This window comes from Micromonospora sp. L5 (assembly GCF_000177655.2).
GTDB classification, from domain to species: Bacteria; Actinomycetota; Actinomycetes; order Mycobacteriales; family Micromonosporaceae; genus Micromonospora; species Micromonospora aurantiaca.
Genome location: NC_014815.1, coordinates 3,065,388 through 3,084,473, shown reverse-complemented (window position 1 = coordinate 3,084,473; position 19,086 = coordinate 3,065,388). Strand labels below are relative to the sequence as shown.

16 protein-coding genes are annotated in these 19,086 nt (G+C 73.7%); 9 read left to right on the top strand and 7 right to left on the bottom strand.

What is annotated here, in order from left to right; genetic code table 11:
• Positions 1–145: 145 nt before the first annotated feature.
• Positions 146–610 carry a hypothetical protein gene (locus ML5_RS32810; RefSeq protein ID WP_236619418.1) on the bottom strand — a complete coding sequence of 155 codons (465 nt, stop codon included), beginning with the start codon at positions 608–610 and terminating at the stop codon, positions 146–148.
• 242 nt (positions 611–852) lie between these two features.
• Here ML5_RS32810 and ML5_RS14650 point away from each other — a divergent pair, with 242 nt between their 5' ends.
• The 5 genes from ML5_RS14650 (at position 853) to ML5_RS14630 (ending at position 8,047) form a co-directional block, all read left to right on the top strand.
• Entirely contained in the window at positions 853–2,304 is a 1,452-nt protein-coding gene (locus ML5_RS14650) for an AlkA N-terminal domain-containing protein (RefSeq protein WP_013475214.1), read from the top strand.
• A complete protein-coding gene (locus ML5_RS14645) occupies positions 2,301–2,813 on the top strand; it encodes a methylated-DNA--[protein]-cysteine S-methyltransferase (protein ID WP_013475213.1) in 513 nt (170 codons plus the stop codon). The genes ML5_RS14650 and ML5_RS14645 overlap by 4 nt, the downstream gene beginning before the upstream one ends.
• A gap of 37 nt (positions 2,814–2,850) precedes the next feature.
• The gene (locus ML5_RS14640; protein ID WP_013475212.1) at positions 2,851–4,671 is read left to right on the top strand and encodes an ABC transporter ATP-binding protein; all 1,821 of its coding nucleotides are present in this window, start codon (positions 2,851–2,853) and stop codon (positions 4,669–4,671) included.
• An 86-nt stretch (positions 4,672–4,757) separates the two neighbouring features.
• Complete coding sequence (locus ML5_RS14635) at positions 4,758–6,590, top strand: ABC transporter ATP-binding protein (RefSeq protein ID WP_236619438.1); 1,833 nt, start codon at positions 4,758–4,760, stop codon at positions 6,588–6,590.
• Positions 6,591–6,967: 377 nt separating this feature from the next.
• Positions 6,968–8,047, top strand: coding sequence for an IS110 family transposase (locus ML5_RS14630; RefSeq protein WP_013473518.1), 1,080 nt, complete (start codon positions 6,968–6,970; stop codon positions 8,045–8,047).
• 53 nt (positions 8,048–8,100) lie between these two features.
• Here the strand turns inward: ML5_RS14630 and nuoH are convergent, their stop codons facing one another.
• Together nuoH and ML5_RS33265 are read right to left on the bottom strand one after the other, a co-directional pair.
• Positions 8,101–9,063: an NADH-quinone oxidoreductase subunit NuoH gene (gene nuoH / locus ML5_RS14625; protein WP_013288672.1), complete on the bottom strand. Its 963-nt coding sequence runs from the start codon at positions 9,061–9,063 to the stop codon at positions 8,101–8,103.
• Entirely contained in the window at positions 9,063–9,971 is a 909-nt protein-coding gene (locus ML5_RS33265) for an NADH-quinone oxidoreductase subunit C (RefSeq protein ID WP_013475210.1), read from the bottom strand. Before ML5_RS33265 ends, nuoH begins: the two co-directional genes overlap by 1 nt.
• 103 nt (positions 9,972–10,074) lie before the next feature.
• On the opposite strand from ML5_RS33265, the gene ML5_RS14615 reads away from it, so the two are divergent.
• A complete protein-coding gene (locus tag ML5_RS14615) occupies positions 10,075–11,121 on the top strand; it encodes a glucose 1-dehydrogenase (RefSeq protein ID WP_030269284.1) in 1,047 nt (348 codons plus the stop codon).
• 32 nt (positions 11,122–11,153) lie between these two features.
• On the opposite strand, the gene ML5_RS14610 is transcribed toward ML5_RS14615, so the two are convergent.
• Positions 11,154–12,470 (bottom strand): DUF2252 domain-containing protein, encoded by a 1,317-nt coding sequence (locus ML5_RS14610; RefSeq protein ID WP_013475209.1) that lies wholly within the window; start codon positions 12,468–12,470, stop codon positions 11,154–11,156.
• 36 nt (positions 12,471–12,506) lie between these two features.
• The gene (locus ML5_RS14605; RefSeq protein WP_013288676.1) at positions 12,507–13,067 is read right to left on the bottom strand and encodes an NADH-quinone oxidoreductase subunit B; all 561 of its coding nucleotides are present in this window, start codon (positions 13,065–13,067) and stop codon (positions 12,507–12,509) included.
• A 149-nt stretch (positions 13,068–13,216) separates the two neighbouring features.
• On the opposite strand from ML5_RS14605, the gene ML5_RS14600 reads away from it, so the two are divergent.
• The 3 genes from ML5_RS14600 to ML5_RS14590 all read left to right on the top strand — a co-directional run bounded on the left by ML5_RS14600 (position 13,217) and on the right by ML5_RS14590 (position 15,998).
• Positions 13,217–13,774 carry an RNA polymerase sigma factor gene (locus ML5_RS14600; RefSeq protein ID WP_013288677.1) on the top strand — a complete coding sequence of 186 codons (558 nt, stop codon included), beginning with the start codon at positions 13,217–13,219 and terminating at the stop codon, positions 13,772–13,774.
• Positions 13,767–14,957, top strand: a complete 1,191-nt coding sequence (locus ML5_RS14595; protein WP_013475208.1) for a hypothetical protein — start codon at positions 13,767–13,769, stop codon at positions 14,955–14,957. Before ML5_RS14600 ends, ML5_RS14595 begins: the two co-directional genes overlap by 8 nt.
• Before the next feature lie 99 nt (positions 14,958–15,056).
• The gene (locus ML5_RS14590) at positions 15,057–15,998 is read left to right on the top strand and encodes a hypothetical protein (RefSeq protein ID WP_013475207.1); all 942 of its coding nucleotides are present in this window, start codon (positions 15,057–15,059) and stop codon (positions 15,996–15,998) included.
• A gap of 49 nt (positions 15,999–16,047) precedes the next feature.
• Here the strand turns inward: ML5_RS14590 and ML5_RS14585 are convergent, their stop codons facing one another.
• Positions 16,048–17,526, bottom strand: coding sequence for an aminotransferase class V-fold PLP-dependent enzyme (locus ML5_RS14585; RefSeq protein ID WP_013475206.1), 1,479 nt, complete (start codon positions 17,524–17,526; stop codon positions 16,048–16,050).
• A 40-nt stretch (positions 17,527–17,566) separates the two neighbouring features.
• Entirely contained in the window at positions 17,567–18,964 is a 1,398-nt protein-coding gene (locus tag ML5_RS14580) for an MFS transporter (protein ID WP_013475205.1), read from the bottom strand.
• Positions 18,965–19,086 lie beyond the last annotated feature (122 nt).

Genomic DNA, 19,086 nt, shown 5'->3' with positions numbered 1-19,086 from the left:
TCGCGGTGGCCGTGGCGGCGATGGTGCTCGCGCAGATGCCGGGTCGATCGCCGCGCCCGCAGCCGGGCGGCGGCGCGGACAGCCCGACAACGACGCCGGCCGACCTTCGGGCAGGCGGCGGGACGGCGGCCCGGTGGCGGCGCGGTCAGCCGGCCCGCAGCCGACGCCAGTCGTCCGGCCACGCCTCGGCGGTGACGCCCTCGGGCAGCACACCGGCCGGCAACTGCGCCGCGGCCGCGAGCGGCAGCGTGAACCGGTGCGCGGCGGCGGGACCGGCCGCGTACGACCGGTCGAGCAGCCACCGCACCTCGTCGGCGGTCCAGCCCAGGCCGGAGCGCGCGGCGATCTCGCGGACCAGCCGCAGGCCGACCCGGGTGTCGTCGTCGTAGAAGCGCATGCACCAGTGGTGGGCCCACATGCCGAGCGCGCGCAGCCCGTCCGGGTCGAGGGAGCCGGCCAGCCGCCCGCAGGCGGTGTTCGCGAAGGGGCGACCGGGGTCACCGGCCCGATCACGCTCGATCGCGCCGTACGCGGCCGGCGCCACCACCCGCATCCGCTCGTAGAAGCCCTCCACCACCGCGGCGTCCAACGGTGCTCGCCCCGATCGCATCAGCGGACACCCCGCCCGGCCACGCTCGCCATGCCCCGCACCTCTTCTTGAGTTGGTGGCGGGACGCTACCGACCACTTACGACACTTTCTCGGGTCCGCCGGTCATGATCCACGCCACCTCGCCGATGTGGCGGTGTCCCGGGGCTCGGGATACCGCCACTTCCCCGGGCGGGCGCGACTGCCGCACGTCATGTCTGAATCCCGCCAGCCGAGCGTCGGAGCTGCGAGGCAGGATCGTGGCATGGAACTGGACTTCGAGCGGTGCTACCGAGCCGTCGACAGCCGCGACCCGCGGTTCGACGGCTGGTTCTACACCGGCGTGACGTCGACCGGGATCTACTGCCGGCCGTCCTGTCCGGCGATGACGCCGAAGCGGCAGAACGTCCGGTTCTTCCCGTCCGCCGCCGCCGCGCAGGGGGCCGGGCTGCGGGCGTGCCGCCGGTGCCGGCCGGACGCGGCACCGGGCTCGCCCCAGTGGGACGTCCGGGCCGACCTGGTCGGTCGCGCCATGCGGCTGATCGCCGACGGCGTGGTGGACCGGGACGGGGTGCCCGGGCTGGCCACCCGGCTGGGCTACACCGAGCGGCACCTGCACCGGATGCTCCGGGCCGAGCTGGGCGCCGGCCCGCTGGCGCTGGCCCGGGCCCAGCGCGCGCAGACCGCCCGGATCCTGATCGAGACCACCGGCCTCGGCCTGGCCGAGGTGGCCTTCGCCGCCGGGTTCGGCAGCGTCCGGCAGTTCAACGACACGGTCCGCGAGGTCTACGGCGGCACGCCGTCCGAGCTGCGGGCCGGCCGACGTGGCCCGGCGGCGACCACCGGGGCGGGCACGCTCTCGCTAAGGCTGGCGTACCGGCCCCCGCTGCACGCGGGCGCGCTGCTGGACTTCCTCGCGCTGCGCGCACTGCCCCGCGTCGAGGTGGTCCGCGACGGCACCTACCACCGGGGGCTGCGCCTGCCGCACGGTCCCGCCACGGTGGCGCTGACCCCCGCCGACGGCCACATCGACGCCACGCTGCGGCTGGCCGACATGCGTGACCTGGCTCCCGCGGTGGCCCGCTGCCGCCGCCTGCTCGACCTGGACGCCGACCCGGTAGCGGTGGACGCCACACTGGCCGCCGACCCGGCGCTGGCCCCGGCCGTCGCGGCCGAGCCCGGCGTCCGGCTGCCGCACGCCGTAGACGGTTTCGAGCTGGCCGTCCGCGCCGTCGCCACCCAGCAGGTCTCGCTGGCCTCGGCACGGACCACGCTCACCCGCCTGCTCTCCGCCACCCGGACGGCGAGCGGGGCGGGTGCCGACGACCCGGCGGACGGCCTGGTGGCGTTCCCCGGTCCGGCGGAGGTGCTCGCGGCGCCGGACACGGCGTTCCGGATGCCGGCGGCCCGCCGGGAGACGCTCCGCGCGCTGGCCCGCGCGGTCGCCGACGGCGAACTCGACCTGGAACCCGGAGGCGACCGGGAGGAGACGGTCCGGCTCCTGGCCGCGGTGCCCGGCATCGGCCCGTGGACCACCGGCTACCTGGCCATGCGCGCACTCGGCGACCCCGATGTCGCGCTCACCACCGACCTGGGCGTACGCCGTGGCGCAGCAGCGCTCGGCCTGTCCGACGACCCGAAGACCCTGTCCGCGTACGCCGACCGCTGGCGCCCCTGGCGGTCGTACGCGACCATCCGACTCTGGAGAGCAGCATGAGCACTGTGGACAGCACCGTCATCGAAACCCCCGCCGGCCCGTTGAGCGTGCTCGCCGGCCCCGACGGGGCGGTACGCGCGGCGGGCTTCACCGCCGACCCGGCGGTCCTGCTGCCGCTGATGCATCCGAGCCTGCGCGGCGAGCTGCGGGAGCGGGCCGACCTCGGTCCGGTGACCGCTGCCGTCCGGGCCTATCTGGACGGTGACCTGGCCGCCATCGACACGGTAGCGGTGGAGCAGCACACCGGCGGCGCGTTCCTGACGCACGCCTGGGAGGTGCTGCGCGACGTGAAGGCCGGCGACCCGGTCACCTACACCGGCTTCGCCGCGCTGGCCGGGCGACCGGCGGCGATCCGGGCCGCCGCGGCGGCCTGCGCGCGCAACGCCGCCGCGCTGTTCGTGCCCTGCCACCGGGTGCTGCGCACCGACGGCTCGCTCGGCGGATACCGCTGGGGCCTGGACGTGAAGAAGTGGCTTCTCGGGCATGAGGGACGGGTGACGGCTAGCTGACAGCCGGACTGTCACCCCCGGCGGCTACCGTCGGGTAGTGCCCGCGTCCAGCGACGGCAACCCCGCGGCGCATTCCGGCGCCCGGTCCCAGCCGCTGCGCAACCTCTGGCGGCTGCGGCCCTACCTGCGCCCGTACGCGACGGAGTTCGCCTGGCTGCTGGTCGCGGCGCTTGCCGCCACCGCGGCGAGCCTGGCCGTTCCGCTCGTGGTGCAGCGGGTGGTCGACGGGCCGGTGGCCCGGCACGACGAGGCGGGGCTGCTCCGGCTCGGCGCCCTCGCGCTGCTGCTCGGCGTGGCCGAGGCGGTCCTCATCTTCATCCGCCGCTGGACGCAGTCGTCGTCCTCGGTGGGCATGGAGGCCGCCATCCGCGCCGACATCTACGCCCACCTGCAACGGCTTCCGGCCGGCTTCCACGACCGCTGGCAGTCCGGCCAGTTGTTGTCCCGGATCACCAGCGACCTCTCGGTGATCCGGCGGTTCCTCTCCTTCGGGCTGCTGTTCCTGGTCCTCAACCTGGTCACCTACGCGGCGGTGGTGGCGCTGCTGATCCGGCTGCACCAGTGGCTGGGGCTGCTGGTCGCGGCGAGCGCCGTACCGCTGTTCCTGATCAGCCGCCGCTTCGCGCGCCACTACCACGCGGCGTCACGGCGCATGCAGGACCAGCAGGGCGACGTCGCCACGCTGGTCGAGGAGACCGCGCTGGGGTTGCGCACCATGCGGGCGTACGGGCGTGGGCCGGAACTGGCGGCCCGGTTCGCCGTCGGCGCGCGCCGGCTGCACGACACCGGGATCGGCAAGGCCCGGCTGCTGGCCCGTACCTCCGCGTTGTTCGACCTGGTGCCCAACCTGACCCTCGGCGCGGTCCTGGTGGCAGGCGCCGCGGCGGTCGCCGACGGCGCGCTGTCCATCGGGGAGCTGGTCGCGTTCGTCAGTCTCCAGCTCATGCTGATCTGGCCGGTGCAGTCGCTGGGCTGGATCATCGCCAACGGCCAGGAGGCCGCGACCGCCGCAGACCGGATCCAGGAGGTCCTGGACACGCCGCCGACCATCGTGGACGCACCGCACGCCCGGCCGCTCGACCGGGGCGAGGTGCGCGGCCGGCTCCGCTTCGAGGGGGTCGGCTTCCGCTACCCCGGCACGTCCGCGCCGGTGCTGCGCGATCTGGACCTGACAGTCGAGCCGGGCGAGACGATGGCGCTCGTCGGCGCCACCGGCTGCGGCAAGAGCACGCTGCTGTCGCTCGTCCCCCGGCTGCACGAGGTCACCCGCGGCCGGATCACGCTCGACGGGTACGACGTGCGTGACCTGCGGCTGGAGTCGTTGCGGCGGCTGGTCACCGTCGCGTTCGAGGAGCCGACGCTGTTCTCCATGTCGGTCTGGGAGAACCTCACACTGGGCCGCCCGGACGCGAGCGAGGACGAGGTCCGGGCCGCGCTGACGCTGGCCCAGGCGGAGTTCGCGTACGAGCTGCCCTGGGGGCTTTCGACCCGGGTCGGTGAGCAGGGGCTGTCGCTGTCCGGCGGGCAGCGGCAGCGTCTCGCGCTGGCGCGTGCGGTGCTCGGCCGGCCCGCGGTGCTGGTGCTCGACGACCCGCTCTCCGCACTCGACGTGCACACCGAGGCGCTCGTCGAGGCGGCCCTGCGCCGCGTGCTGCGGGACACCGCCACCACGACCCTGCTGGTGGCGCACCGCCCCTCGACCGTGGCACTGGCGGACCGGGTGGCGTTGCTCGACGACGGCCGGATCGTCGCCGTCGGCACCCACTCGGAGCTGCTGGCCCGCGTACCCGCCTACCGGGCGGTGCTGTCCGCCGAGCCGGAGCGCCGGAGCGACGGCGTCGGCCTGGTGCGCTCGTGACCGGCCGCGCGCCGCGGGTGCCCCGGCCCCGCGACGCGCCGAACGGTAACGGGACGACCGGCGCGCGCCACGGCGACGGTGAAGACCTGTCCCGCTGGCGAGGGCGGGCCACCGATCCGGACGCCGACCGCAGCCGGGCCGAGGACTCGTCCCCGGAGGCGGTGACCCGGCTGCGTGCCCGCAGCCGGCTGCTGCTGCGCCGGCTGCTGCGCCCGCACCGGCGGGCCCTCGGGCTGGCGGTGGCGTTGCTGCTGGCCCAGAACGCCGCCGCGATGTCCGGGCCGTACCTGGTCATGCTCGGCATCGACAGGGGTATCGAGCCGCTGCGGGGCGGCGATCCCGGCCCGCTGATCGCTGTCGCCGCCGCGTTCGTGGTCGCCACCGCTGTCGAGTACGCGGCCCGGCGCGCGTTCCTCACCCTCGCCGCCCGGATCGGCCAGGCCGTCCTGCTGGACCTGCGCCGCCGGGTGTACGGGCACTTCCTCCGCCTCGACGTCGGGTTCCACGAGCGCTACACGTCCGGGCGGATGGTGTCCCGGCTGACCAGCGACCTGGAGTCGATCGCCGAGCTGGTCGACGGCGGCATCGACAAGCTGGTGATGGCCGGGCTCTCCGTGCTGTCGGTGGCGGGCATCCTGCTCTGGCTGGACCTGCCACTGGCGGCGGTGACGCTGCTCGCGTTCCCGTTCCTGTTCGTGCTGTCGCGCTGGTTCGCCCGCGCCTCGGCCGGTGCGTACCGGCGCACCCGGGAGGCGGTGGCGCTGGTCATCGTGCACTTCGTCGAGTCGCTGCGCGGCATCCGGGCCGTCCAGGCGTACCGGCGGGAGGACCGCAACGACCGCATCTTCGCCACTGTGAACGACGACTACCGGCGCTCCAGCCTGCGCGCGTTCCGGCTGATCGCGGTCTACTCGCCGGGCATCCGGCTGATCGGCAACCTGACCGCTGCGGTGGTGCTCGGGTACGGCGGCTGGCGGGTGCTGGGCGGCGGCGTGGAGGTGGGCGTGCTCGCCGCGTTCCTGCTCTACCTGCGCCGGTTCTTCGAGCCGATGGAGGAGCTGAGCCAGTTCTACAACTCGCTCCAGTCGGCGACCGCCGCGCTGGAGAAGCTGGCCGGGGTGCTGGACGAGCGTCCGGCGGTGGCCGAACCGGCGCGGCCGGTGCCGCTGCCGGCCGGGCCGCCGCGCGGCGCCGTCACCTTCCGCGCCGTCGACTTCGGCTACCGCCGCCGGACGCCGATCCTGTCCGGCCTGGACCTGACCGTGCCGCCCGGGCAGACAGTGGCGTTGATCGGGCCGACCGGCGCCGGGAAGTCCACTGTCGCGAAGCTGGTGGCCCGCTTCCACGACCCGGACGCGGGCGTGATCCGGCTGGACGGGGTGGACCTGCGCGACCTCGCAGACGCCGAGCTGCGCCGGGCGGTGGTGCTGGTGACCCAGGAGACCCACCTGTTCAGCGGTTCCGTGGCCGACAACATCAGGTTCGGCCGCCCCGACGCCGACGACGAGGCGGTGGTCGCGGCCGCGCGGGCGATCGGCGCGCACGACTTCATCGCCGCGCTGCCCGACGGGTACGCCACCGACGTGCACCGGCGCGGCGGTCGGCTCTCCGCCGGGCAGCGGCAGCTCGTCGCGTTCGCCCGGGCGTTCCTCGCCGATCCCCGGGTGCTGATCCTCGACGAGGCGACCTCGTCGCTCGACGTGCCGACCGAGCGGCTGGTGCAGCGGGCCCTGCACAGCGTGCTGCGCGACCGTACCGCCCTGGTGATCGCCCACCGGCTCTCCACGGTGGAGACAGCGGACCGGGTGCTGGTGCTCGACGACGGCCGGATCGTGGAGGACGGCCCGCCGGCCGAGCTGATCGCCGCCGACGGCCGCTACGCCGCCCTGCACCGCCAGTGGCGCGACTCCCTCCTCTAGCCCCTCTCCCCTCCACCCCTCGTCGATCTTGCACTTGCGGCCCGAGGGATGACCGATCAGTGGCTTGTGCCGGGGCGGCAAGTGCAAGACGCTTCTATGTCTGTGGTGATCGGTTCGGCTGATTGCCGTTAGGGTTCGGCGTTGGTGATCACTTGGGTGGCTCTTCGTTGATCCGGCCGCCTGTGGTGTGGGTGTGCCTTGTGCAAGACCTGTCCCCGGGTGATCGTCGGCGCCGGCCCGGCCCACCCTGCTGGCCTGATCAGAAGCCTGCCCGTGCGAGCACACGTGGCCCATCACAGATTTGCCGCCGAGGTGATGTCTTCCCGAGCCGACGCCGACTGTCCCGGTCGTCGCTGGCAAAGGAGCAACAATCCGAGATGAGAAGGATCGTAGAACGGGTCGCGGATCGCTATGACGTGGTGGTGGGGGTCGATACTCACACCGATACGCATACCGCCGCCGTGGTGGACCGACTCGGTGGGGTGTTGGCGCAGGTCACGGTGTCCACTGACCCGGACGGGTTGAGCCGGTTGTTGGCCTTCGCCGTCGCGCACACCCCACCGCAGGGGCGCCGGTTGTGGGCGGTGGAGGGCACCCGGTCACACGGGCAAGGGCTGTGCCGGCTGCTGACCGCTGCTGACGAACCCGTCTGCGAGGCACCCAAGCCCCCCGCTGCGGCCCGTCGTCGGGGCGGCAAGTCCGACCAGCTGGACGCGGTCGCCGCCGCCCATACGGTGCTGGCGCTGCCCGCTGAGCGCATCGCCGTGCCCCGCAGCGACGGCCCACGCGAGGCCCTGCGTCTGCTGCTGATCTGCCGCCGGCACCACACCGATGCCCGCACCGCCGCGGTCAACCTGGTCAAAGCGTTGATCCTGACCGCTGACGACACTCTGCGCGAGGCGCTACGCGGGCTGTCCACCACCATCCAGATCGCCCGCCTGGCCGCCCTCGAACTGCCCGAAACCACCGCCCTGCCCTGCGAGGAACACACCCGCCGCCGCGAACTGGTCACCCTCGCCCGGCACATCCACATCCTCGACGCCACACTGGCCGACAACCACCAGCGCCTACGAGCCCTCGTCACCGAACTGTGCCCGCCCCTGCTCGACCAACCCGGAGTCGGACCCGTCACCGCCGCGATCGCCCTCACCGCCTGGTCCCACCCCGGCCGCGTCCGCTCAGAAGCCGCCTACGCCACCCTCGCCGGCGCCGCCCCCATCCCCGTGGCCAGCGGCCGCACCGACCGACACCGCCTCAACCGCGGCGGCGACAGAACCCTCAACAGCGCCCTGCACACCATCGCCCTGACCCGCCGACGCATCCACCCCGAAACACGCGACTACATCACCCGACGCCACGCCGAAGGCCGCACCACCAGAGAAATCACCCGCTGCCTCAAGCGCTACATCGCCCGACAGCTCTACCGCACCATCACCACCCACCACCAAACCCCTTGACAACCCCACTCACAGATCGACGGGGACAGGGAGGCGGGGAAGGGCGGGGCGGGCTACAGGGCCAGGCGGACTGCGGCGGTCAGGACGAGCTGGGCCAGGGCCAGGGGGACCAGGACCAGCCAGCAGAGGCGCTGGAGCTGGTCCTCGCGCAGCCTCGGGTAGCTCACCCGCAGCCAGATGATCACGAAGGCGACGGCGAAGACCTTCAGCAGCGTCCACAGCCAGCCGAGCTGCGCGTCGGCGAACGGGCCCTGCCAGCCGCCGAGGAACAGCACAGTGGTCAGCGCCGCGATCACCACGATGCCCACGTACTCGGCGAGCAGGAAGAACGCGAACCGCAGGCCGGTATACTCGGTCATGTAGCCGAAGACCAGCTCGGAGTCGGCCACCGGCATGTCGAACGGCGGACGGCGGATCTCCGCCAGCCCCGCCACGAAGAAGATCACCATGGCCGGTGCCTGCCACAGCAGCCACCAAGGCTGCCATGCCTCCACGATGCCGGGCAGGCTGAGCGTGCCCGCCGCCATCGCCACCGAGGCGGCGGCCAGCACCAGCGGCAGCTCGTACCCGAGCAGCTGGGCGGCACCGCGCAGCCCGCCGAGCAGGCTGTACTTGTTCGCCGACGCCCACGCGGACATGAGCACGGCCAGCACGCCGACGCCCACCACGGCGAGCACGAAGAACAGGCCGATGTCCAGCGGCTGGGCGACCAGGTCACCCGGCCCGAGCGGGATCACCAGCAGCACCAGCAGGTACGGCACCAGCGCCACAGCGGGCGCCAGCCGGAACACCGGCCGGTCCGCGTCGCGCGGGGTGACGTCCTCCTTCTGCACGAACTTGATGCCGTCGGCGACCAGTTGCGCCCAGCCGTGGAAGCCGCCCGCGTACATCGGGCCCAGCCGGCCCTGCATGTGCGCCATCACCTTGTGCTCGGCCTGGCCCACGATCAGCGGCAGCGTGAGGAACGCGACGAGCACGCCTGCCACGCGCAGGACCAGCTCCAACCAGTCCGGCATCAGCTCTCCCCCGCCGCGTCGGGCTCCGGCTCCTGGCGGGGCGGCCCGGTCGGCCGTTCCCCCGGCAGCGGCCGCCCGAGCGGACCCGCCTCGTCGGCCGTCGGAGCAGCAGTGGACCCCTCCCCGGGCTCCCCGGAAACAGCCCGCTCCGGAGCATCCCCGGCAGTCGGCCGAGCCGGGCGCTCAGCGGCAGCAGGCCGCGCCGGACGCTCGCCCGGAGCGGGCCGCGCCTGACGCTCGCCCGGAGCCGGCCGAGCCGGCCGTTCGCGGGCCGGGCGCGCCGGCGTACCCCCTCGGGGGCCCTCACCGGCGCCGGCCGCACCCGCCGGCGTGGGCGTCGTGCCCCACTCACCCGGCGCGGGCACGCCCGGCGGCCGGACCGGCCGGCGGCCGCCGCCCGCCTCCGACTCGCCCGGCTCCTTCGCGCCGGGCCACGGCTTGGCGACCCGGGAGGCGAGGACGAACTCCTTGCGCAGCGGGTGCCCCTCGAACTCCGGTGGCAGCAGCAGCGGCCGCAGCTCACCGTGGCCGGCGAAGTCGATGCCGAACATCTCGTGCGTCTCGCGCTCGTGCCACGCGGCGCCGGGGAACAGGTCGACCACCGACGCGACGACAGGCGTGTCCCGGGGCACCCGGGTGCGCAGCAGCAGCCCGTGCCGGTGCCGGACCGACCAGAGGTGCAGCACCACGTCGAAGCCGTCGGCCAGCTCGTCCACCGCCGACAGCCAGTCCAGGAAGTCGAGATCCAGGCCGGCGTCGTCGCGCGCCGCGCGCACCGCGTCCGCCCAGCTCGCCAGGGGTACGTCGACGGTGGCGCGGGCGTACCCCTGACCGCCGGAGACCGATGCGGTGGCCTCGACGGGCGCGAGCAGCGCGACCACTCGCCGGCCGACCTCTTCCGGAGTCATGCGCTGATCCTATGGCCGACGGCTGCGGACCGGGCCGGGCCGCCCGTGCCGGGATCGCCGCTTTGCCGGGCGGGCGGGGCGAGCGCGCGGAAAGATGAGGTCCGTGCGCGCTGTGACTGTGACCCCCGGTGTCCCGGACTCGCTGCGGCTCGTCGAGGACTGGCCCGAGCCACCGCCCGAGGAGGGCGCGATCCTGGTCGAGGCGCTGGCAGTGGGTGTCTGCGGCACCGACCACGAGATCGTCGCGGGCGAGTACGGCGAGGCGCCGCCGGGCCAGGAGCGGCTGGTGCTCGGGCACGAGTCGCTGGGCCGTGTGCTGGATGATCCGACCGGCACGTTGCACACCGGTGACCTGGTCGCCGGTGTGGTCCGCCACCCCGATCCGGTGCCCTGCGCGAACTGCGCGGTGGACGAGTGGGACATGTGCCGCAACGGCCAGTACACCGAGCACGGCATCAAGGCACTGCCCGGTTTCGCCCGGGAGCGCTGGCGGTTGCAGCCCAAGTTCGCCGTCGGGCTGGACCCGGCGCTCGCATCAGTGGGCGTGCTGCTGGAGCCGACGAGCGTGGTGGCGAAGGCGTGGGACCACATCGAGCGGATCGGCCGCCGGGCCGAGTGGAAACCGATGACGGTGCTGGTCACCGGTGCCGGGCCGATCGGGCTGCTGGCCGCGCTGCTCGGCAGCCAGCGTGGGCTGTCGGTGCACGTGCTGGACCGCAACACCACCGGGCCGAAGCCGGAACTGGTCCGCGCGCTCGGGGCGACGTACCACACGGCGACCGTGCCCGAGCTGGACGTGAAGCCGGACGTGGTGATCGAGTGCACCGGCGCGCCCACTGTGGTGCTGGACGCCATGTGCAAGGCCGCGCCGACCGGCATCGTCTGCCTGACCGGCGTCTCCAGCGGCGGGCGGACGATCAACTTCGACGCCGGTGCGCTCAACCGGGAGCTGGTGCTGGAGAACAACGTGGTGTTCGGCTCGGTGAACGCCGGGCGGCGGCACTGGGAGATGGCCGCCGAGGCGCTCGCCCAGGCCGAACAGTCGTGGCTGACGTCGCTGATCACCCGCCGGGTGCCGCTGTCGAACTACCGCGAGGCGTACGCCTCGGTCGGTGAGGACATCAAGGCGGTGCTTGACTTCACGCAGTGAGGCGGGGCGCCGGATCCGGCGCCCCGGCCCTCTCAGATGCCTGGTAGCCGGCCGTTGCGGAACAGGTCCACGAAGAGCTGGTGGTCCTCGCGCGCCCGGATCCCGTACCGGTGGCCGAAGTCGACCAGGTAGCCGACGAACGCCTCCGGGTCGGCGTCGACGACCGCGACGATCGCCTCCTCGGTGGAGTAGTCGACCAGGTCGTGGCTGGACTCGTCGTCGGCGACCGAGTGCATCCGGGCCACCGCCCGGCCCAGGTCGGCGAGCACTCCCGCCAGTGCCTCCGGCTCGTTCACGTCGGCCCAGTCCAGGTCCGCCGCGTATGGGGACACCTCGGCGACGAGCTGCCCGACGCCGTCCAGCTCGGTGAAGCCCAGCCACGGGTCGGCGTGCGCCTGCAACGCGCGCTGCGACTCGGCGGTGCGGTGACCCTGGTGCCGGAAGTACGACCGGACCCGCTCGTCGTCGACGTACCGCGCCACGGCCGGCACCTGCGCCTGCTTCATGTAGATGACGACGTCGTTCTCCAGCGCCTGGGTGTGCCCCTCCAGCAGCAGGTTGTACGACGGCAGCCCGGCCGACCCGATGCCGACGCCCTTGCGCAGCACCACGTCCTTGATGCCGGCGGCGACCGGGCGCATCCGGGTGGTCGAGTCCGGCAGCGTGTGCAGGTAGTCGGCGAACGCGGCGCAGACCTTCTCCCGGGTGGCGTCGTCGATCTCGTGGACGCCGTCGCCGAGGGAGAACCGGCGCTCGTAGTTGTCGATCGTGGTCTGCGCGGCGAGCAGGTCCACCCGGGTGTTCAGCCGCGCCTGCTGGAGCACCCGGCGCAGCACACCGTCGGCGTTGTCGAGCGTGATCGAGCCGATCGCGTCGTCCCCGCCCGCGGCGATGGCCCGCAGTTCGGCCAGGTACGACCGGGCGAAGCCGGTCACCAGTTCGCCGATCACCCGGTCGGAGAGCGCCTTGGCGTAGCCGAGCAGCGCCACGCTGGCGGCGAACCGCTTCAGGTCCCAGGTGAACGGCCCGACGTACGCCTCGTCGAAGTCGTTGACGTTGAACACGAGCTGCCCGGAGGCGTTCATGTAGGTGCCGAAGTTCTCGGCGTGCAGGTCACCGTGGATCCACACCCGGCTGGTCCGCTCGTCGAGGAACCGGTCGCTGCCGAAGTCGCCGCGCTGGTCGGCGTAGAACAGCGCGGCGCTGCCCCGGTAGAAGGCGAACGGTGACGCCGCCATCTTGCGGAACTTGCGACGGAACGCCGCCGGGTCGATCGCCATGGACGCGCCGAACTCCTCGGTCAGCACGTCGATGATGAATGCGGAGCGCTTCTCCGCGAGGTCGGTCATGAGCCGCAGGCTAGCCCTGCGCCGCCACCTGGCGGTTCAGCCGACCGGCGGACGTACCGGTGGTGCGGTGAGCGCCTCGACCGGCCGCGCCACAGCGTCCGCCGGGGAGGTGAGCGCGTCGGGCCGGGGCACGCCGCCGATGCCTGACTGCTCGGCGGCGATCTTCTCCTGGAGGCGCAGGATGCCGTGCAGCAGCGCCTCGGGGCGCGGCGGGCAGCCGGGCACGTACACGTCGACGGGGATGAGCTGGTCGACGCCCTTCGTCACCGAGTAGGAGTCCCAGTACGGGCCGCCGCAGTTGGAGCAGGCGCCGAACGAGATCACGTACTTCGGCTCGGGCATCTGGTCGTAGAGCCGCTTGACCGCCGGGGCCATCTTGTCGGTGACGGTGCCGCTGACCACCATCAGGTCGGCCTGCCGGGGCCCGTGGGCGAACGGGATCACGCCGAGCCGCATGAAGTCGTGCCGGCCCATGCTGGTGGCGATGAACTCGATGGCGCAGCAGGCCAGGCCGAAGTTGAACACCCAGAGCGAGTAGCGGCGGCCCCAGTTCAGCACGAACCGGATCGGCTCGCCGAGCACGGCCGGCACCTGCACCTCGGGCCCTCCCCTGTCTGCGAAATTCCGCTGTCCCTGAACCGACAGTCAACCACAGCGCCCGGATCGGCAACCCCCGCAACCGGTACGGGCGTCAGGGCGTGTGACCGGCGTGACCGCGTCGGCGGTACGCACACGGGGAGGACCAGGTGACGGTGACGAGGGAGCCGATGCTCGACGAGCCACCCGAGGGGACAGCGAGGCGCGCCGAGAGGCGCGAGGCGGTCGACTTCGACGGGCTCTACCACGCACACTTCCGGTCCCTGACGCTTCAGCTCACCGCCTACTGCGGTGACCTGTCCCAGGCGCAGGACATGGTGCAGGAGGCGTTCTGCCGGGCGTTCGCCCGCTGGTCCCGGGTGTCCCGCTACGACGATCCGGTGGCCTGGGTCCGCCGGGTGGCCTGGAACCTGGCCACCAGCCGCTGGCGGCGGCTGCGGACGGCCCAGGCGTGGCTGCACCGCCAGCGGGAGGAGTACGTGCCGGGGCCGGGGCCGGACCGGGTCGCGCTGACCGCCGCGCTGGCCGAGCTGCCGCCGCATCAGCGCCGCGCCGTGGTGCTGCACTACCTGGCCGATCTGAGCGTCGCGCAGATCGCGGCGCAGGAGGACGTGCCGGAGGGCACCGTCAAGTCCTGGCTGTACCGGGGGCGGACCGCGCTGGCGGCGAAGCTCACCACCACGAGCGAGGTGAACCACCATGACTGAGCCCGACGACATCCTGATCGGCGGCGAGTTCGCCGAGTTCCGCACGGCGTACACGCCTGTGGTGCACCCGGCCGGGACGGCTGCGGTCCGGCGCACGGTCCGGCGCCGCCGCCGACGTACAGCGGTGGTCACCGCGGCGGCCGTGGTGCTTGCCGTGGTGATCCCGGTGGGTGCGAACGCCGCCCTGGACCGGCGGCCCGGACCGCCCCCGGCGCCCGCGCAGACAGTCACCCCGACTCCGTCCGAGAGCACGTCGCCGCCACCGTCGACGCCGCCGCCGAGCACGGCCGGCTCGACCCCGGCCGCTCCGGACGGGCGGATCACGCGGTCCCAGCTGCTCGCGGCCCAGCTCGACCTCGTGTCCTGGCCGGACGCACCGAAGACCTGTGTCAGTGACGACGTCCGGCTCCGGTCCGGCCCGCAGGACGAATCGGTCCCGACGCTGCTCGCCGGGCCGGAGTACGCCGACCTCGACGGCGACGGCGCGACCGAGACGGTCGTCCTCGTCGCCTGCCGCTACGGCGAGGCGTCGGGCAAACAGGTGCTCGCCTTCGACCGGGGCGGGGACGGCCGGATCATCACCATGGGCCGGGTGGTCGGCACCCGTGAGGGCATGGATGACATCACCGAGTTCTCGGTGCGGGACGGCGGGGAGGTCCGGGCGCACGTCGCCGACATCCAGCCCTGTTGCGGCACGCCCGAATGGACGCCGCAACGGCAGTGGCGGACGTACGCCTGGAACGGTGAACGGTTCCGGCAGGTCGACGGGCCCACGAAGTTCGGCACCGACCCCCGTCTGACCGACCTCACGATGACCGCCCGCGACGTCGTGGCCGGGCCGCCGGACAAGAAGGGGATCCGGAAGGTAACGGTCACCGTGACAGTGGTGAACCGGGGGCCGGTGAGCGTGCGTCAGCTCGGGTTCACCGGCTGGTACGACTACACGAGACCGAACGGGTCCGCCCTGGACCGGTGCCGGAACGTGCGGCTCGACGGGGGCATCGCCTGCGTGCTGGACACCCTGTCGGTGGGCGCGAGCAGGACGTACACGTTCACGTTCGACCATCCGGCGACCGCCGACGAGCCGCCGACGCTGCGGGCGATCCACATCGACTCGCAGGAGCGGTACTGGAACGACCTGAACTGGAAGGACAACGAGGTCGAGCTGACCTCCGTCGGCTGACCGACAGATCGCAACCGACCGTCCCGTCTGGACGTGTCACCGGCATCGGACGGACGGAGATGCCGCCGTCCGGCAACGGGGAATCACGGGAGGAACAGCATGACCACACGTACGGCACGGATCGCCACCGCACTGCTCGGTGGGACCGCCGCACTGATCACCCTGGCCGCGCCGGCCGCCGCCGCGCCGAGCGCCGCCACCGGCCGCGTCGACGTCACGGCCCAGCGGCTCGTCCTCGACCCGACCGACCGGGGGTACGTCGGGACGCTCACCGCGACGGTGACCAACCGGCGGTCGACCGCGACGTCGGTGAGCCTGGTCGTCACCGAGCCGGCGGGGGCGTCGTTCACCTCCATCGAGCCCGGCGGCGGCTGCTTCTACGACCGCCTGGTGGAAAACCGGCTGGTGATCGGCTGCGGCGGCGAGCAGATCGAGGCCGGCAAGAGCCTCACCTTCCGGCTGGGCTTCCACGTCTGGACCACCGCGCGCAGCTACCCGATGGTCGCGAAGGGCGGGCGGATCGAGGTCGTCCCGGACGGCGCCGCCGCGGCCTCGGACGCCACCGGCTTCACCACCCTCTTCCGCTCCACCACCGGCAGCCTGCGCAAGCCGCGACCGTACGTGCAGGCCGTCGACACCGACCTCAGCATCCGGGGCAGCGCCGTGACGCTGACCCCGCAGCCGGACGGCACCCTGCTCGGCCGGATGCCGGTCACCGTGCGCTACGGCAACGACGCGCCGACCTTCGCTCTCAACGTCGCCGCCGCCCTGCCCGCGGGGGTGCAGGTCGACCACATCGAGCCGCAGGACATGCCGAGCTTCCCGCTCGGGTTCACCGTGCCGGGCGGCCGGTTCATGCCCGGCGAGGAGCGCACCTTCGACGTCTTCCTCAGCGCGCCCGTCGGCACGGCGGCGGGCGAGTTGGGCACCGGCAGCCTCACCGTGACCGGGAGCTACTTCTGGCAGGCCGAGGACCCGCAGGACGTGGACCCGTCGGACAACACCACGTCGTTCACGGTGACCGCGGCCGCCGCGAGCTGACCCGTCGCCCGCCCGGCCGGCGCGTGGGCGCCGGCCGGGCATCGCCGTGTCACCAGGCCGGACGCTGGAGCAACCCGACGAACTCGGCGAGCAGCCGTTCCCGCAGCCGCGCCGGGGCGGCGTCGAGCAGCGTGTTCACCACCGCCATCCGGTCCGGCACACCGGCGCCGCCGGCCAGGCCGAGGCCGCCGGCAAGCCCGGCCACCAGATCCGGGGTGAGCGCCTCCGGCGTGAGGCTGCCGGCCAGCGCCAGCAGCTCCGGCGGCAGCACGACCGGCCCGGCGGCGCGGGCCGCCGCGACCGCCTCGGCCAGCGCCGGGCCGAACTCGGCCACCCGGGGCGCCACCGCCGCAGTCACCGTGAGGTGCACGCTGGCCGGCAGATCGGCGTACATGAGCTGGGGCTGGGTGTGCCAGCCACGCGCGGTCAGCTCGTCGACCAGCACGAACAGGTCGAGCCCCGGATCGTCGCTGGTGAAGCAGACCACTGTGGTCTCCGGTTCGGCCATCAGTCGCAGGCCGCCGGTGGCCCGTACCGCGTCGGCCAGCCCGGTTACCGCGTCCCGGGTGGCGGCGGCCAGCCGCAGGTAGCCGTCCTCGCCGAGGTGGCGAAGTGTCGCGTACGCGGCGGCGATCGGCCCGCCGGACCGGGTGGAGGCGACCACCGGGTTGACCATCGTGTACCCGGGCCAGTCGGCGTACGCGAAGAACTGCGGGGCGCGCAGCGCCGGATCGCGGTGCAGCAGCACCGAGACGCCCTTCGGCGCGTACGCGTACTTGTGCAGGTCGACCGAGATCGAGGTGACCCCGGGTACGGCGAAGTCGAACGGCGGCACCGGCGCGCCGAGCCGGCGCAGCCAGGGCAGCGCCCAGCCGCCGAAGCAGGCGTCCACGTGGCAGCGCACATCCGCGGCCTGCGCGACGGCGGCGATCTCGGTCACCGGGTCGACCACCCCGTGCGCGTACGACGGGGCGGAGGCCACCACCAGCACGGTCTCCGGGCGGATCGCGGCGGCCACCACGGCCGGATCCGGCCGCAGCGTCACCGGGTCGACAGGCACGGTGTCCAGCGTGACCCGCAGGTAGTGCGCCGCCTTGGCGAACGCGGCGTGCGCGCTGGCCGGCGCCACGATCCGCGGCTCGGTCAGGTCGGGGCGGGCGTCCCGGGCCGCCTTGACGGCGAGCAGCAGCGACTCGGTGCCGCCGCTGGTGACGCTGCCGACCACGTCCGGCGCGCCGGTGCCGGGACCGCCGCCGAGCAGACGCGCGGCGGCGCCGACGAGCGCGTTCTCCATCGCCAGCAAGGACGGGAACGCGGTCGGGTCGAGGCCGTTGACGTGCGCGCTCTCCGCGTACGCGGCCTGCGCCAGCTCGTCCAGTCCGGCCACGCCGGGGTCGTAGACGTACGCGAACAGCCGCCCGCCGTGCGTCGGGCGGTCGGCGGCCCGCAGCGCGCGGATCTCGCCTAGTACGTCCGCCGCGGGCATCCCCCGCGCGGGCAGCGCGCCCACGTCTGCCGTGTCGGTCATCGGGTGGTTCCTCTCGTGGACGGGCCGGGCCGGACGGTGCTCACGCCCGCGTGACCGGGGCGTCGGCCTCGGTGGTTCCGGGCGCGGTGGCCTCGGGCACTGTGGCCCCGGACGCGGTGGCCAGCTGGGCCGGGGTCAGGGTGTAGCCGCGCAGCAGCACCAGCGGGATCGCCACCAGCAGGGCGGGCAGCACTGTGAAGCCGAGCAACACGCCGAGCCGGGCCGTGTCGGACTGGACGGCGGCGGTGCCGGTGGACGAGGAGACGTAGCCGGAGAGCTGGAGCACCAGGCCGTAGATGCCCGGCCCCAGCGCCAGCCCGAACGTCTCCCCTGCCGTCCACAGCCCGGTGAACACGCCCGCCTGCCGCCGCCCGGTGCGTGCCGTGTCGTACGCGATGCAGTCCGGCAGCATGGCCAGCGCGAAGACCTGCTGGCCGGCGTACCCGACGCCGATCACCGCGACCACCGCGTAGGCCGCGGCGGCGGGCAGAGCGGGCGCGGCGACCAGGGCCAGCGCGCCCGCGGCGAAGATCAGCGACGCGGCGACGAGCGACGCCCGCTTGCCCAGCCGGGCGCCGGCCCGGGACCAGAGCGGCATGACCAGCAGCGCGGGCGCGACGAAGCAGGCGAACAGCAGCGTCGGGCCGCTGTCCGGCTCGCGCAGCACCTGGTCGGCGAAGTACTTCACCCCGGCCAGCACGGTGGCCACCCCGGCGGACTGGATCACGAAGCAGATCAGCAGCACCCGGAACGGCCGGTTGCCGGTGGCGACAGCTAGCTGCGCGCGCAGACTCGGTTCGCTCTCCCCCACCGTCCCGGTCGGCGCGGATCGGGTGCCGAGGAACACGCCGACGGTGCCGGCGACGATCAGCGCGGCCACGAACAGACCCATCCACCGGTGGCCGGGCACGCCGTCGCCGCCCGCGCTCACCACCGCCGGGGCCACCGCGCCGGAGACCAGGATGGCCAGCGCCAGCACCGCGATCCGCCAGGTCATCAACCGGGTACGCTCCGCCGGGTCGGCGGTCAGCTCGGCCGGCATGGCCACGTAGGGCACCTGGAAGAACGCGAACGCGGTGGCCGTCGCCAGGAACGCCAGCGCCACGTACGCGGCGGCGCCCGGACCGTTGGCGAACGGCGCGGCGAAGATCGAGGCGAACAGGACGGCGAGTGCCAGCCCGCCACCGAGCAGGTACGGACGGCGCGCGCCCCAGCGGGAGCGGGTCCGGTCGGAGATCCGCCCGGCGACCGGGTTGACGAGCACGTCCCACGCCTTCGGCAGCAGCACCAGCAGGGCGGCCAGCCCGGCGGCGACGCCCAGCGTGTCGGTGAGGTACGGCAGCAGGAGCAGCCCGGGCACGGTGCCGAACGCGCCGGTGACCAGGGAACCCAGCGCGTACCCGAGGTGCACCCGGCGGGGCAGGCCCGAAGCTGTCATGGCGCCGAATGCTACTCACGTTATGGCCCGGGTCACATCCCCTCCCGGGTGCTGCTCGTTCGATGCCGACAGGCGCTCGCGAGTCGCGGTGAGGCGCAGGTCGGCACCGCTACCCTGTAGGG

What these genes read in the sequence shown, in the direction of transcription:
- ML5_RS32810 (WP_236619418.1), bottom strand. Translation starts at nt 610, where the DNA reads ATGCGATCGGGGCGAGCACCGTTGGACGCCGCGGTGGTGGAGGGCTTC.
- ML5_RS14650 (WP_013475214.1), top strand. Translation starts at nt 853, where the DNA reads ATGGAACTGGACTTCGAGCGGTGCTACCGAGCCGTCGACAGCCGCGAC.
- ML5_RS14645 (WP_013475213.1), top strand. Translation starts at nt 2,301, where the DNA reads ATGAGCACTGTGGACAGCACCGTCATCGAAACCCCCGCCGGCCCGTTG.
- ML5_RS14630 (WP_013473518.1), top strand. Translation starts at nt 6,968, where the DNA reads ATGAGAAGGATCGTAGAACGGGTCGCGGATCGCTATGACGTGGTGGTG.
- nuoH (WP_013288672.1), bottom strand. Translation starts at nt 9,063, where the DNA reads ATGCCGGACTGGTTGGAGCTGGTCCTGCGCGTGGCAGGCGTGCTCGTC.
- ML5_RS33265 (WP_013475210.1), bottom strand. Translation starts at nt 9,971, where the DNA reads ATGACTCCGGAAGAGGTCGGCCGGCGAGTGGTCGCGCTGCTCGCGCCC.
- ML5_RS14610 (WP_013475209.1), bottom strand. Translation starts at nt 12,470, where the DNA reads ATGACCGACCTCGCGGAGAAGCGCTCCGCATTCATCATCGACGTGCTG.
- ML5_RS14595 (WP_013475208.1), top strand. Translation starts at nt 13,767, where the DNA reads ATGACTGAGCCCGACGACATCCTGATCGGCGGCGAGTTCGCCGAGTTC.
- ML5_RS14590 (WP_013475207.1), top strand. Translation starts at nt 15,057, where the DNA reads ATGACCACACGTACGGCACGGATCGCCACCGCACTGCTCGGTGGGACC.
- ML5_RS14585 (WP_013475206.1), bottom strand. Translation starts at nt 17,526, where the DNA reads ATGACCGACACGGCAGACGTGGGCGCGCTGCCCGCGCGGGGGATGCCC.
- ML5_RS14580 (WP_013475205.1), bottom strand. Translation starts at nt 18,964, where the DNA reads ATGACAGCTTCGGGCCTGCCCCGCCGGGTGCACCTCGGGTACGCGCTG.